Source organism: Flavobacterium frigoris PS1 (assembly GCF_000252125.1).
GTDB classification, from domain to species: domain Bacteria; phylum Bacteroidota; class Bacteroidia; order Flavobacteriales; family Flavobacteriaceae; genus Flavobacterium; species Flavobacterium frigoris_A.
Map to the genome: position 1 here is coordinate 39,628 of NZ_AHKF01000005.1, position 15,498 is coordinate 55,125.

General features: G+C 34.8%; 11 protein-coding genes. 5 read left to right on the plus strand and 6 right to left on the minus strand.

Features of this window, described 5'->3' with window-relative positions:
* Positions 1-74 precede the first annotated feature (74 nt).
* The 4 genes from HJ01_RS01010 to rluF all read left to right on the plus strand — a co-directional run bounded on the left by HJ01_RS01010 (position 75) and on the right by rluF (position 3,795).
* Entirely contained in the window at positions 75-1,169 is a 1,095-nt protein-coding gene (locus HJ01_RS01010; RefSeq protein ID WP_007136385.1) for a Nif3-like dinuclear metal center hexameric protein, read from the plus strand.
* Between the two features lie 3 nt (positions 1,170-1,172).
* Positions 1,173-1,952 carry a zinc ribbon domain-containing protein gene (locus tag HJ01_RS01015; protein ID WP_007136386.1) on the plus strand — a complete coding sequence of 260 codons (780 nt, stop codon included), beginning with the start codon at positions 1,173-1,175 and terminating at the stop codon, positions 1,950-1,952.
* Positions 1,953-2,032: 80 nt separating this feature from the next.
* Positions 2,033-2,881, plus strand: a complete 849-nt coding sequence (locus tag HJ01_RS01020) for an alpha/beta fold hydrolase (RefSeq protein ID WP_007136387.1) — start codon at positions 2,033-2,035, stop codon at positions 2,879-2,881.
* Positions 2,882-2,982: 101 nt separating this feature from the next.
* A complete protein-coding gene (gene rluF, locus HJ01_RS01025) occupies positions 2,983-3,795 on the plus strand; it encodes a 23S rRNA pseudouridine(2604) synthase RluF (protein WP_007136388.1) in 813 nt (270 codons plus the stop codon).
* A gap of 41 nt (positions 3,796-3,836) precedes the next feature.
* On the opposite strand, the gene HJ01_RS01030 is transcribed toward rluF, so the two are convergent.
* From HJ01_RS01030 to argS, 6 genes are all read right to left on the minus strand, one after another.
* Positions 3,837-4,763 (minus strand): magnesium transporter CorA family protein, encoded by a 927-nt coding sequence (locus HJ01_RS01030; protein ID WP_007136389.1) that lies wholly within the window; start codon positions 4,761-4,763, stop codon positions 3,837-3,839.
* A gap of 352 nt (positions 4,764-5,115) precedes the next feature.
* A complete protein-coding gene (locus tag HJ01_RS01035) occupies positions 5,116-5,511 on the minus strand; it encodes a DUF1801 domain-containing protein (RefSeq protein WP_007136390.1) in 396 nt (131 codons plus the stop codon).
* Positions 5,512-5,553: 42 nt separating this feature from the next.
* Entirely contained in the window at positions 5,554-6,441 is an 888-nt protein-coding gene (locus HJ01_RS01040; protein WP_040473573.1) for a bifunctional 5,10-methylenetetrahydrofolate dehydrogenase/5,10-methenyltetrahydrofolate cyclohydrolase, read from the minus strand.
* Positions 6,442-6,564: 123 nt separating this feature from the next.
* Complete coding sequence (gene ffh, locus HJ01_RS01045; RefSeq protein WP_007136392.1) at positions 6,565-7,917, minus strand: signal recognition particle protein; 1,353 nt, start codon at positions 7,915-7,917, stop codon at positions 6,565-6,567.
* Between the two features lie 124 nt (positions 7,918-8,041).
* Complete coding sequence (locus HJ01_RS01050) at positions 8,042-8,761, minus strand: hypothetical protein (RefSeq protein WP_238531055.1); 720 nt, start codon at positions 8,759-8,761, stop codon at positions 8,042-8,044.
* A 289-nt stretch (positions 8,762-9,050) separates the two neighbouring features.
* Positions 9,051-10,829 carry an arginine--tRNA ligase gene (gene argS, locus HJ01_RS01055; protein ID WP_007136394.1) on the minus strand — a complete coding sequence of 593 codons (1,779 nt, stop codon included), beginning with the start codon at positions 10,827-10,829 and terminating at the stop codon, positions 9,051-9,053.
* 201 nt (positions 10,830-11,030) lie between these two features.
* Between argS and HJ01_RS01060 the strand changes: the two genes are divergently transcribed.
* Positions 11,031-15,314, plus strand: coding sequence for a T9SS type B sorting domain-containing protein (locus tag HJ01_RS01060; RefSeq protein WP_007136396.1), 4,284 nt, complete (start codon positions 11,031-11,033; stop codon positions 15,312-15,314).
* The last annotated feature ends 184 nt before the right edge of the window (positions 15,315-15,498 follow it).

A 15,498-nucleotide genomic window follows, 5' to 3' on the forward strand; every position in this document is an offset into this window, starting at 1 on the left:
TTGTCTCTTTTGTTTAAAGTTTAAAGTTCCCCAACTATCAAACTTTAAACTTTTATCCTCTAAACTAAAAAATCATGAAAATAAAAGAAATCCTTTCCGTACTCGAAGAAATGGCTCCTCTCGCTTATGCTGAAGATTTTGACAATGTCGGTTTACTGGTTGGAAACCCCGACACAGAAGCTACAGGAGTTTTAGTTTGTCATGATGCCCTTGAGAATGTATTAGAAGAAGCTATTGCCAAAAAATGTAATTTGGTCGTTTGTTTTCACCCCATTTTATTTTCTGGCATAAAAAAAATAACGGGCAAAAATTATGTGGAACGCTCCATAATAAAAGCAATTAAAAATGACATTGCCATATACGCAGTCCATACTGCTTTAGACAATCACCAAGATGGTGTTAATAAAATATTTTGTGACGCCCTAGGTTTAAAAAACACCAAAGTTCTAATCCCAAAAGAAAACTTCATCCGAAAACTGGTTACCTATACTATTGCTGAAAATGCTGAAAAACTGAGAAATGCACTATTTGATGCCGGCGCAGGGAATATAGGTAATTATGAAGATTGCAGCTTTAGCTCTAAAGGGATTGGAACCTATATGGGTAATGAACACTCCAATCCGCAATTAGGAGAACGTTTTGAATTTGTACAAGGCGATGAAATTAAAATTGAAGTCACTTTTGAAAAGCATTTGGAAAACAAAATTCTGAAAGCACTCTTTAGTAATCATGCTTATGAGGAAGTTGCTCATGAAATTTACGAACTGCAAAACAAACATCAAAATATAGGCCTAGGAATGATAGGAGAATTTCAAACTCCTATGGATGAAAAAGATTTTTTATTATTTGTCAAGGAAAAAATGATTTCTGAAGGCATCCGACATTCCTCTTTTTTAGGAAGACCAATAAAAAAAGTTGCAGTCTTAGGTGGATCTGGAAGTTACGCGATAAAAAATGCAATTTCGGCTGGAGCCGATGCTTTTTTGACTGCTGATTTAAAGTATCATCAGTTTTATGAAGCAGAAAACCGACTACTTTTAGCCGATATTGGACATTTTGAAAGCGAACGCTATACAAAAAATTATATTGTTGACTATCTTCGGAAAAAAATCCTTAATTTTGCAATCATTTTATCTGAAGAAAATACAAATCCAGTTAAGTACTTATAGAATATGGCGAATACGAAAGAATTAAGTGTTGAGGACAAGTTAAGAGCAATTTACGACTTACAACTTATTGACTCTAGAATTGACGAAATCAGAAACGTAAGAGGTGAACTTCCTCTAGAAGTAGAAGATTTAGAAGATGAAGTTGCGGGTTTAAGCACACGTTCTGAAAAATTGAAAAGTGAACTTGAAGTTATCGAGGATCTTATCAAATCAAAAAAGAGTGGAATTGACGAGCACAAAGAAGCTATCAAAAAATACACGAAGCAACAGGAAACTGTTCGTAACAATAGAGAATTCAACTCTTTAACAAAAGAAGTTGAGTTTCAAGAACTTGAAATCCAATTAGCTGAAAAGCAAATGAAGGAAATGAAAGCTTCTATTGAACACAAAAAAGATACAATCGCTCAATCTAAAGAAAGATTAGAAACTAAATCTAATCACTTGAAACATAAAAAGCTAGAATTGGACGCTATCATGGCCGAAACTGCTAAAGAAGAAGAGTTTTTAACAGAGAAATCTGGTGAATACCAAAACTTAATTGAAGAAAGATTATTAGCTGCTTACACAAGAATCAGAACAAGCGTTCGTAATGGTTTAGCAGTTGTTTCTATCGAAAGAGGTGCTTCTGCAGGATCATTCTTTACAATTCCTCCACAAACACAGGTGGAAATTGCTTCAAGAAAGAAAATCATCATTGATGAGCATTCAGGAAGAATTCTAGTTGACAGCGTATTAGCTGAAGAAGAAAAAGAAAAAATGGAAAAGTTATTTTCTAAATTTTAATTATATCTAAGTCCCGATTCACATCGGGACTTTTTTTTGTAAAATCAGCATGACCGATAAAAGTCAGTAAATATCAACATGTGAAAAAACTACTCTATTTCTTTTATACCAAATCTGCTGGTTTATACATTAACATTTTGAGTTTTGTATTTCCTAAAAAAGCAACTCAAATTGCTTATTCTCTTTTTAGCGAGCCCAGAGATGGCCGATTATCAAAAAGTAGTCTTCCCAAGGTACTTCAAGAGACTTACAGTGAAACTTTACAACATAATGAACATCATTTTCAATCCTATACTTGGAAAGGAAATGACAATGTTATTCTATTAGTCCACGGTTGGGAAAGCAACGCAGCCCGCTGGGAAAGTATATTGCCTTATTTACAAAAATCAGGAAGCACGATTATTGCCATAGACGCACCTGCTCATGGTTTATCAAGTGGTAAAGAATTCAACATTCCTCAATATGCTGAATTCATACATGTTCTTTTCCAAAAATACAATCCTAAACATCTTATAGGTCATTCTTTAGGTGCAAAAACATGTTTGTACTACCAATCCGTTTATCAAAATGATGATCTCGAAAAAATGGTAATATTAGGATCTCCAAGTGATTTTAATATCATCCTGAACAACTATATCAACTTACTGAGTTTGAATTCCATAGTTACTCAAGGATTAGAAAAACATTATTTAAAAAACTTCAATCTTAAATTAGAGCACTTTTCAGGAAAACTATTTGCATCCAAAATTAAAACAAAAGGATTTATCGCTCATGACACTGACGATACCATCGTATTATTTGAAGAAGGAAAAAAGATTGCCAGTAGCTGGAAAAATTCCGTTTTCGTTGAAACAACTGGCTTAGGACATAGTTTACACGATGACGTACTTTACACAAAAATCGCTCGTTTTTTATTCGAAACTGAATAAAAGAATTCATTTAATAGCTAAATTCCCCTCTTTTTCCACTGTTGCGCAAATAATCAAAGTAGCTTATTAACGGTTAGACAATTTAGTCTTACTTTTGCAGTATGGAAGAAAATCTGAAACGTCTTAACAAATTCATAGGAGAAACTGGATATTGCTCACGTCGAGAAGCTGACAAAATCATTGAAGAAGGTCGCGTGACTATTAATGGTGTCGTTCCTGAACTAGGTACAAAAGTCTCAGCAAGCGACGAAGTACGTATTGACGGCAAGTTAATCCGTGAAAAGAACGAGAAATCCGTTTACCTAGCTTTCTACAAACCTGTTGGAATTGAATGTACCACTAATTTAGATGTTCGCAACAACATAGTTGATTACATCAATTATCCTAAACGTATTTTCCCAATTGGAAGACTAGACAAAGCAAGTGAAGGGTTGATTTTTATGACCAATGATGGCGATATCGTCAATAAAATACTTCGAGCAAGAAATAATCACGAAAAGGAATATACCGTAACAGTTAACAAACCAATTACGGATCGCTTCATTGAAAGAATGGGAAATGGGATTCCTATTTTAGATACAGTAACCAGAAAATGTAAAGTAGAACAAATCAGCAAATACATTTTCAAAATCATTTTAACGCAAGGCTTAAACCGCCAAATTCGTAGAATGTGTGAATATTTAGGTTATGAAGTAACAGCGCTAAAACGCATCCGTATTATCAATATTTCACTTGATATTCCCATGGGAAGGTACCGCGATTTGACTGATGCCGAAATAAAAGAACTAAGCGAACTTATTGAACCTTCAAGTAAAACGGAAGAAGCAAGTTTTCCAAAAGAGGAGGTTCCTAAAAGAAGAACCGAGTTCATCAAAAGGGATGATCCTAGATTTAAGAAAAGAGGAGATTATTAAAAAATAACCCGTGCAAATATTTTTACACGGGCTTTTTGTGATCAAAACCATCTTCTTTTTTTGAATAAAAAGACTCCAAATACGGATAATAAAATCGAGATTAAAATGATAATCCACAATCCAAATGGATTATTCTGCAAATCGTTTGGCACATTCATACCATAGAAACTAGCTATTACAGTGGGAATCATCAAAATAATGGAAATAGAAGTCATCTGTTTCATTATGTTGTTCATATTATTAGAAATAACGGAAGCGTAAGCATCCATTGTTCCCGTTAAAATATCGCTATAAATATTTGTAGTTTCTTGAGCTTGGCGCAATTCAATTTCCACATCTTCTAACAGATCTAAATCAAAATGCACCCTTTGCGATTTTATATTTTTTATTCTATGAAGTAATATGTCATTCCCTTTTAAGGAAGTCATAAAAAACACCAAACACTTTTCTATTTGCAGCAAAGCTTGCAATTCTTCGTTTTTTATTGATTTCTCTAAATTATCTTCAGCCAATCTGATTTTTTGATTGACCTGTTTCAAATACTTAAGATACCAAACGCTAGATGACAATAGCAACCTAAGTACTAAATCAAAATTATCTTTAATATCAATTCGCTTTTTTTTGGTATAACTAACAAAGTCGGTCAATATTTCAGTTTCATGAAAGCTTAAAGTGACACAAACTTCTCCTTTAAAAACTACACCTACTGGGATCGTATGAAAAGGTAACTTCACATCATTACTTTTTACAGGAATGCGCATGATGATCAAAGTCCAACCATTCTCAATCTCGATACGAGGCCTTTCATCAATATCTTCAATGTCATTATAAAATGCTTCCGGAATTTGAAGTTCTTCTAGTAAGTATTTTTTTTCTAGTTCGGTAGGACATTCAATATTTATCCAGCAGTTTTCCGACCATTTGTCAGTAGCAATTAATCCGTTATTGTTTGTGTAAAAAGCTCTCATTTCAAAATTCTATAGGTTTATATATAACATTTTGAAATAGTATCAAGTGCTATAATTAGGTTAACATCTCCGAATAATAATCGTCCATTATATAATTCTCTTTTTTAAGTGCTGCAAAAGTATCCATTATTTTTTACTGGAAATAAATTCGCCGAAATTTTAAGATATTTTTAATGTCATAGATGATTAAGTAGAACCCAACTTACTCTATTAGCATCTTAAAACTTAAATAAATTTTCGAATATTCGATTAGAATGGGAGAAACGAGCTTACCAAAACACAACCTATAAAAAAGGACAAACGAGTTCGTCAAAACGGATGACTCTAGGTTTAAAAAAGAGGAGATTCCTAATTATTGTATTTTTCGTCTTCTTGCTTTGACGATTTTCTCGTCAATCAGTATAGCTTCCTGAATTTTTTGTTTTACAAAAGCGACATCAATTTCTTTGACAGAGTTGAAAGTGAATTTTGCACTTACGAAAGTTTCGTCTAAAAGAGAATCCCCTTTGCAAAAACCTATGGCAACACCTTTTGAGATTTTCTCCCAAGGAATTGTGGCGGGCCATATAAAGCAAATTCGAGAATGACGATAGTAAAAAGGAACATTATAAGCTAATTTCTCTTTACAGTCCGGCATACATTCCAAAATGATTTGACGAAGAAATACAACTATTTCCAGTTCGTCAGCAGGAAGATAGTCTAGAAATTCATGAACAGCCTTAAATTCCGTTGCTTGTGTATTTCTCATAATGATAAAAGCCTATCCGTGGTGAGATAGGCTTGTGTATTTTTAGTTATTTTTGGCGATTCTCATTTCCCTTGCCAACAGCGTATTTTTTAACAACATTGCAATGGTCATTGGTCCAACTCCTCCTGGTACTGGAGTTATAAAAGAGGATTTTTTACTTACATTTTCAAAATCAACATCTCCAGTAATAACATACCCCTTAGCATTTGAATCATCTGGAACACGAGTAATTCCAACATCAATAATTACTACACCATCTTTTACCATATCTGCTTTTAAATAATTTGGAACACCCAAAGCGGTAATAATGATATCAGCATTTTTTGTAAACTCCTCAATGTTTTTGGTTCTACTATGAGTTAGCGTTACCGTTGAGTCACCAGGATATCCTTTGCGACTCATCAAGATACTCATTGGTCGGCCTACAATATGGCTTCTTCCAATAACTACGGTATGCTTACCTGATGTTTCTACTTTATAACGCTCTAATAATTGCATTATCCCAAAAGGAGTTGCCGGTAAAAACGTTTCCATTTCTAAAGCCATTTTTCCAAAATTAGCAGGATGAAAACCATCGACATCCTTATTTGGATCAATAGCCATCAAAATCTTTTGCTCGTCTATATGTTTTGGCAAAGGCAACTGAACAATAAAACCATCCAGATTGTCATCTTCATTTAGTTCTTTGATTTTACTCAATAATTCATCTTCGCTAATCGTATCAGGCATACTAACTAAGGTAGACTCAAAACCTATTTGTTGACAAGATCTCACCTTGCTTCCCACATAAGTCAGACTTGCCCCGTCGTTCCCTACAATTACTGCAGCCAAATGTGGAACTTTCCCTCCATCAGCTTTTATCTTTTGAACCTCAACAGCGATTTCGCTTTTGATATCTTCTGCTGTTTTTTTTCCGTCTAGTAGTTGCATTTTATTCAAATTATTTAAAAGAATCTAAAATTCAGACACTTTAAGGTTTAGTAGTTGTTTATTATATAAAAAAATAAGGTTTAAAATATCCATTAACAGGAAACTTTAAACCTTAAGTATATTTTATCCTTGCATTCCGCCTGGCATTCCTTTCATTCCTCCCATCATTTTCATAAGGTTCTTCCCTCCTGGTCCCTGCATCATTTTCATCATCTTGCTCATTTGCTCAAACTGTTTCATCAGTTGATTGACTTGCTCTATTTTTGTTCCAGAACCTTTAGCAATTCTAGCCTTTCTTTTTACATCTATAACCGATGGTTTTGTTCTTTCGATTGGAGTCATCGAATGAATAATAGCTTCAATATGCTTGAAAGCATCATCTTCAATCTCTACGTCTTTCATCGCCTTTGAAGCACCTGGTATCATTCCGACCAAATCTTTCATGTTACCCATTTTCTTCACTTGCTGAATTTGAGACAAGAAATCGTCAAAACCAAATTCATTTTTAGCAATTTTTCTTTGGATTTTTCTAGCTTCATCTTCATCAAACTGCTCTTGAGCTCTTTCCACCAAAGACACAACATCTCCCATTCCTAGGATACGTTCAGCCATACGTATAGGATAGAACACGTCAATAGCCTCCATTTTTTCTCCAGTACCTACAAACTTAATTGGTTTGTTAACTACCGTTTTAATAGATAATGCAGCCCCACCACGAGTATCACCATCTAACTTAGTAAGGATTACCCCGTCAAAATTTAATATATCATTAAAAGCTTTAGCAGTATTCACTGCATCTTGACCTGTCATAGCATCCACAACAAATAAAGTTTCTTGAGGTTCAATTGCTTTATGAACACGAGCAATCTCATCCATCATCTCTTTATCAACAGCCAAACGACCCGCTGTATCGACAATCACAACATTGAAACCATTCGCTTTGGCATGTTTAATTGCATTTTGAGCAATTTCAACAGGATTTTTATTTTCTGGCTCTGAGTATACCTCAACGCCTATCGAATCTCCAACAACGTATAATTGTTGTATTGCCGCCGGACGATAGATATCACAGGCAACTAATAAAGGTTTTTTATTCTTTTTTGTTTGCAGATAATTAGCCAATTTTCCAGAGAAAGTTGTTTTTCCAGAACCTTGTAAACCTGACATCAAAATAACTGTTGGTGCACCTGAAAGATTAATTCCTGCAACATCACCTCCCATTAATTCGGTAAGCTCATCTTTCACTAACTTCACCAACAATTGTCCTGGTTGAAGTGTAGTTAAAACGTCTTGTCCAAGCGCTTTCTCTTTCACCCTAGTGGTAAAGTCCTTGGCAATTTTGAAATTCACATCGGCATCAAGTAAAGCACGACGAACTTCTTTCAAAGTTTCGGCTACGTTTACCTCAGTTATTTTCCCGTGCCCTTTAAGTATATGAAAGGCTTTGTCTAGTTTATCGCTTAAATTATCGAACATGATTTTTTATTTATTGAATTGCAAATTTAAGCATTTGATTTTGAAGTTTAAATACTATTACATACAAAAAGAGGCCATCTTTTTAAGACAGCCTCATTTTTAATAATTTTAGTTCCAATTTTGGTCAATACTTGTCGTCTAAATGTATTTGCTGCTCCAATAAGTCTCTTATTGACTCTCCAATATCATGATGCCCATCATCATTGTTAGTAGTAATTTCGATAAGACCGTCACCATCTGTATCTAATAATAGATTTTGACTGGCTAGAGAGACAAATTTAGCTATAAGGGCATCCAACTGTATTTTAATATTAAGTGAGACATCGTTGCTGTTGACAGTAAAATCTTTAGATGGTTCATTAAAATCTAATTCTAACTCAACATCTTTATCACTCCAAAAAACAAATTCCTTCCCGTCAATAGTGCCTTTAATTAAAATACTTTTTCCAAACATATCACCAACCTCAATGCCCGTTTCGAACTTAATTTTTATTTCTTCATATTTGGCATTTGGAGTAACCAAAGAAGCAATCGTTTGACTCAGTGTTTTATTTGCATCCAATAAATCTAATAAAAAAGGCCCCGTTAATTTGACATCTTCATGGCTAGGCTCTTCATTATACCTATCGTCATCTTCATCAGTTTCAAATTTAATGTTCCCTATATTAATCTTAAAATCAGTAATAACTATTGTTGACGCCATACGCGAACTAGAAGAAGTTAAACCTGAAGTCGAGACCGCAGATGCTTTTAAGGTAACGTTCCCGTTTTTGGATGTGGACGAATTATCTGTACACGAACTTATCATAATGACAAGTAAAGCTAAAATCAGTATCTTTTTCATAATGTCATTATCTATTTGTTCGTGATATAATAACGGAAAATCTGGCTTTATATTACAACTTTTGAGAAAAATTATTAAAAAAAAGTTAACACCTGCTATTACGGCGCATGTCATTCATTACATCTGAAAAACTTCATAGGGAACCTTTCTTACAGAACAGAAAAGTAAAAAACCTAACTCCACCAAATTACAAAAAGTGTAGACCAGCAGATTTAAATTTAACCCCACCTCTTTTAACAAAAAAAACGACCCCAAATGGAGGTCGTTTCTTATGTCTTAAGTTTATTTTTTACATTCTTTCCGGAACATTAATCCCTAGAAGTTTAAAAGAAGAAGCAATGGTATCTGCCACTTTTTTGGACAATTGAACCCTGAATATTTTATCGTTTTCTACTTCTGATCCTAATATAGGGACAGTTTGATAAAATGAATTGTACTCGCGAACTAAATCATAGGTATAATTCGCCAATAACGCAGGGCTGTGATTTTGAGCCGCATTCTGTATTACCTCTGGAAATAATTCCAACTGTTTCAATAACTCTTTCTCTTTTTCATGTAACGTAAGGATCTCCGATTTACCTGAAAAATCAAAATTAGCTTTACGAATTATCGATTGAATTCTCGCATAAGTATATTGTATAAAAGGACCAGTATTCCCAGCAAAATCTACTGACTCTTCAGGATTGAAAAGGATTCGTTTTTTAGGATCTACCTTCAAAATATAATATTTCAAAGCTCCGAGACCTATTGTATTGTATAGCTTTGCTTTTTCTTCAGCAGAATAAGTATCTAATTTACCTAAATCCTCTGCGATTTTTTGTGCTGTTTCCGTCATTTCTTGCATCAAGTCATCTGCATCAACAACAGTTCCCTCGCGGCTTTTCATTTTTCCAGAAGGTAAATCAACCATTCCATACGATAAATGAAAAAGGTTTCTGGACCAATCGAAACCAAGTTTTTTCAGAATCAAAAACAAGACCTTAAAGTGATAATCTTGCTCGTTACCAACAGTATAAACCATTCCTCCCACATCTGGATAATCTTTTACACGCTGAATGGCAGTACCGATGTCTTGTGTCATATAGACTGCGGTTCCATCAGAACGCAATACAATTTTACGATCTAAGCCTTCATCAGTCAAATCGATCCAAACGGATCCATCAGGGTCTTTTTCGAAAATTCCTTTTTCAAGTCCAATTTGAACTACATCTTTCCCTAGCAAATAAGTATTACTTTCATAGTAATAACAATCAAAATCAACCCCTAGATTTTTATAAGAGATAGCAAAACCATCATAAACCCATTGATTCATTTTTTTCCACAGTGAAATCACTTCTTCGTCACCCGCTTCCCATTTTAAAAGCATCTCTTGTGCTTTTAAGATTATTGGCGATTGCTTTTTAGCTTCTTCCTCCGTTTTTCCTTCGCTCATCAACTCAGCTATCTCTACTTTATAGGCTTTATCAAAAGCCACATAATAGTTACCAACTAATTTATCTCCTTTTAATCCTGTTGATTCTGGAGTTTCACCATTTCCAAATTTCTGCCAAGCCAGCATTGATTTACAAATATGAATTCCCCTATCGTTTATAATTTGAGTTTTATACACCTTTTTACCAGAAGCTTTGATAATCTCCGCTACAGAATAACCCAAAAGATTATTACGAACGTGACCTAAATGCAGTGGTTTATTTGTGTTTGGTGAGGAATATTCAACCATCACTGCTTTATCGTCAGGATTTGGTGTAACAAACCCAAATTTCAGATCGTCTCTAATTTCATTGAAGAAATTCAAATAGTACTCATCTGAAATCACAATATTCAAGAAACCAGACACCACATTGAATCTTCCTACTTCCGCTACATTTTCAACTAGATAATTCCCGATTTTATTCCCTAATTCTACGGGATTGCTCTTTACAACTTTCAATAAAGGAAAAATAACCATGGTAATATCCCCCTCAAATTCCTTCCGAGTGGACTGAAATTCAACTTTGTCAATAGCAATGTCAAACAAAGCTTTAATAGCTTTTTCGATTGATGGCGTAAGAATTTGGGATAATGTCATTTTGTAAAGGTTTTAAGCGTGCAAAGATAATTCTAATTCCTTAATATGGATACAAAAAAAAATCTAATCGTTTTTAAATGATAAAACAGCTAAAAACACTACTTTTAGTATATTGCAAATTAAGTAATTACAAAAAATACTAAATGTTAAAATATTCGTTTTATAAATGGTATTTTTGTTTATCATATAAAATCTATACACATGAAAAAGATCTTAATTTTTGGAATGTTGATCGTTTTTTTTTCCTCTTTTTCCCAATCTATAACTGTCAATACAAACTTATATACCACGGATGAACTAGTTAATCAAATATTGATTAATTCACCATGTGTAAATACCTCGAATATAAACTTTAAATCAGGTTCACAATTTGGTTCAACAAATAGTATTGGTTACTTTGAAAACACCAATACAAATTTCCCCTTTGCAAGTGGTGTGCTATTATCTACAGGAGATGTTGCCAAAGCAGTTGCACCAAACAACACTATTCTAAGTGATGGAAATAATTCCTGGACTGGTGATACTGATTTAGAAAACAATCTTTTATCGCAATCAGGAATCTCTATTAATTCTATTAATGCAACTTACATTGAATTTGATTTTCAACCCAAAACACCCAACTTTAATTTTTCCTTCTTATTTGCTTCAGAGGAATATGGTACATCACAATGTAATTTTTCAGATGCATTTGCCTTTTTATTAAAAGATGTAACCGCGGGAGGAGCAAATATAAATATTGCAGTTATTCCTAATACTAATATTCCAGTTTCCGTAGAAACCATTCGGGACAACACCTATAACTCAAATTGTCCGTCAGCAAACCCTAATTATTTTGGAGCATATAATACCAGCGGTTTTGGTCCAGCAATCAATTTTAATGGTCAAACTGTAGAAATGATTGTTTCGGCAGCAGGGCTAGATATCACACATACTTACAGAATCAAATTAGTGATTGCAGACGGTAGTAATAATACAGGATACGACTCAGCCATATTTCTAGAAGCTAATAGTTTTAATATTGGACAAGATGTATTAGGACTAGACTATACTGCTGCCACTAATCGAGCGATATGTCCTTCAGAAATATTACCAACATTAACTGCGTCGGGCTTAAGTCCGGGGACTACTTTTGAATGGAAAAAGGAAGGAAATGTATTTTCGCCCACACAAACGGGATCTACATTAGACCTAAATATCGTTCTACCGCTTATTAGTTCCGGAATACATAATTACAGCGTAACTTATATTGAGCCAGGCTGTAGTGCAGTAACGGATAACATTACGATTGAAATTTATCCTGAAATTGGAGTAATGACAACCGTACCTGCCATTTATGCCTGTAACTCCGGAGCATCAAACTATGATTTTGATTTAGGAAAAAATACTGCAATACTTCTGGCAGGAAAAAACCAAGCCACTACAACTACAGGAGCTTTAGATGACTTAGCAGCAGGAACAATCATAACCTACTACATAAACAATGGAGATGCTGTAGCTAATGTAAATATGATTTCGAGCCCTCACACCATTTCAACAGCTGAAAATGGTAAAACTATTTATGCCAGAATTGAAAATCCCAACACTAGTTGTTTTGAAATACGTCCTTTCCAATTACAAATTGTCAATGGTCCAACAATCGCGACTAGCCCTAGCAACATTACTTTATGTGCGAGAAACACCTCTGAAAATCCACCAAAATCTAATTTTAACCTAACCAATACAAGAAATTCTATTCTAGGGTCGCAGGACCCTGCATATAATATCATTACTTTTCATTCAACCCTAGCTGGAGCAAATGACAATACTGCTGTTTTAGCTGTAAATAGTAGCAATATAGTCCTATCTGCGAGTCGAACCATATGGGCCAGAATTCAAAATATTTCTAATATAGGTTGCTACATTACGGTAAGTATAGAACTAATTGTAACTCCTTTGCCACCAGTAGACATACTACCAGATGTATATGTATGTTCGGCCTATACATTGCCCGCATTGACTCAAACAGGAGCACAATATTGGACGGGTTCAAACGGGACGGGTACGCCACTTTTTGCTGGAAATAGTATTAGTACAACAACTACGCTCTATGTTTTCAATCAATCAGGAACCTGCACAAATCAAGATTCTTTTTTAATCACAGTGGCCGATTTGAATGCAATCTCCCCAAACTCGGCTTCATACTGTTCACAATACAAACTGCCGTCGCTGCCGTATGCAAAATATTTCACTCAAAGCGGAGGCTCTAATACAACTGGTAACGTAGAGTTAGCAGCCGGAACTATAATAAATACGGCCGGACCTAATACGGTTTACATTTGGTTTGAAGACACTACGGTAACTCCGTCTTGTACAAAAGAGAGTTTATTTACCATAAACATAATTCCGTTCACATCATTACCTAATTATTCAGATCAATTTGCTTGCAACTCTTACACTTTGCCAGCTGATCCTAATGGAGCTATTTATTATTCAGGAACCAATAAAGGATTACCTATTCTTGCTCCTGGGACGATTATCACAACTAACACTCCCATATTTGTATATAAAGAATCCGTAACAACCCCGGTAAATTGCACCTCCCAAAAAACATTTACCGTATACATAGGTGTCGCAAATATCAATCCTCCATCTGATGTTAGTTCCTGCTCTGCTTACACTCTACCAACTTTAAACATTGGAGAATACAGAACTGCCCCTGCAGGCGGTGGTAACGTAGTTCCTCCGAGAACATTAATCAATGCTAGCACAACTTTATGGTTTTATGTCCCTGGCGAAAACTGTACAGATAACTTACAATTTACCATTACTGTCAACATAGCCCCACTACCACTATTTCAGGATACTTTACCACAATGCGATGTTTATTTTCTTCCAGCAGTGGCTCACAGTGGCGATTATTTTACTGGACCATTAGGAACTGGAACTAAGCTCGCTGTCGGCTATCCAGTTACCAAAACTCAAACAATGTATTTTTATGATAAAGCTGCAGTAGGGACTTGTTATGTAGAAGATAGCTTTTTGATTACGGTTAATCCTTCACCGGCAATTGATGCAAGACCTATAGAAGTTATAAAATGCGGCGATAATTTTATTTTAGATAACTTAGTCAACGGTGAATATTACGAATTTGCAGGAGGCCCCTCTGCTACAAATCCTATTCTACCTGCTGGCTCACTAATCACAGAATCAAAAAAAATATACATGTACGCTGCTGCTGCTGCACCAAACACTTGTGTACGAGAATACAGCATAGATATATATGTAACTAAAGTTAATCCTATTGAAGATCAATATAATTGTGACTCCTACAACTTAGCACCTATTGTAGGCCTTGGTGATTATTATACTGAATCTGGAGGTCCTAATGGTACGGGAGTAAAATTATCTTCTCCATACGCACCAATAACAAGTACGACAACTTTATTTGTTTACGCGGAAGACAATAGTAGAGTTTCATGTTCTGATGAAGATCCTTTTACAGTAACAATCTACAACACACCAGTTGTCACTGCATACGCTCCGATACTAAGATGTGATTCATATACCCTCCCAGCTTTAGTAGCCCCCGTTACCCGATACTTTACACAAGCAGGCGGCCCAACTCCAAGCAATGTAGAAAAATTTCCAGGTGACCTAATAACTACCTCATCAACCATATATGCCTATGCACAAACTGGGACAGCTACCACAAAAGTATGTTATGATGAAAAACCAATAGAAATTACAATCACACCAAAGCCAGATCCTATTATCACCAGCTCGCCTATTTGTCATGATTTTAGTACCGGAAACTTAACTAATTCTTACAACACAACTAATTATACAGCTACTCAATATGCGTTTGAGTGGAAGTCTGAAGACGGAACCCTGCTAGGAGTTGCCAGTGATTTTTCAACAAACATAGCCGGAAACTATAGTTTAACTGTAACAGACCTCTCCATAATTGGTTGCTCATCAGATCCGGTTCCATTTACCGTTGTTGAAATATTTCCCCCTTTAACAATAACGTATACTACCGAAGGCTGGTTTTCCGATAATCAAACCATAATTGTAAATGCGGTTCCAACTACAGGTGATGGAAGTAATTTCCTATACTCAATAGATGGGAATTTTCCTCAAACGAGTAATACATTCACAAATGTAACTTCTGGTATCCATGAGATAAGTGTAAGCGATGCTAACGGTTGTGGGTCTTCAGTACCAATTTCTATACAACTTATAAACGCCCCTAAGTTTTTTACGCCAAATGGGGATGGCTTTAACGATACTTGGAATGTTACAGAACTGCCAAATCAAGATAACCTAAAGCTATATATTTACGATAGGTACGGAAAATTATTAAAACAACTGTTTCCACAGGGTGCTGGTTGGGATGGAACATTTAATGGTTATCCGCTACCCGCAGATGATTACTGGTTTTATATATCTTACGTTGAAAGTGGAATTGCGAAAGAACATCGATTTCATTTTTCTTTAAAAAGATAATCCTTAAAATCTCTTTCAACTCAAGACTTTCCTTACCGAAAGTCTTTTTTTATATAAAAAACCGAAAAAAAATGTAACAAAATGAAGAGCTGATAGTCTATTAGATATCTTCAAAAGTATAATTTATTAAAAATAGTACTATGCTATACACACTATTGAGATAAATACAATACCTTTGCATCAT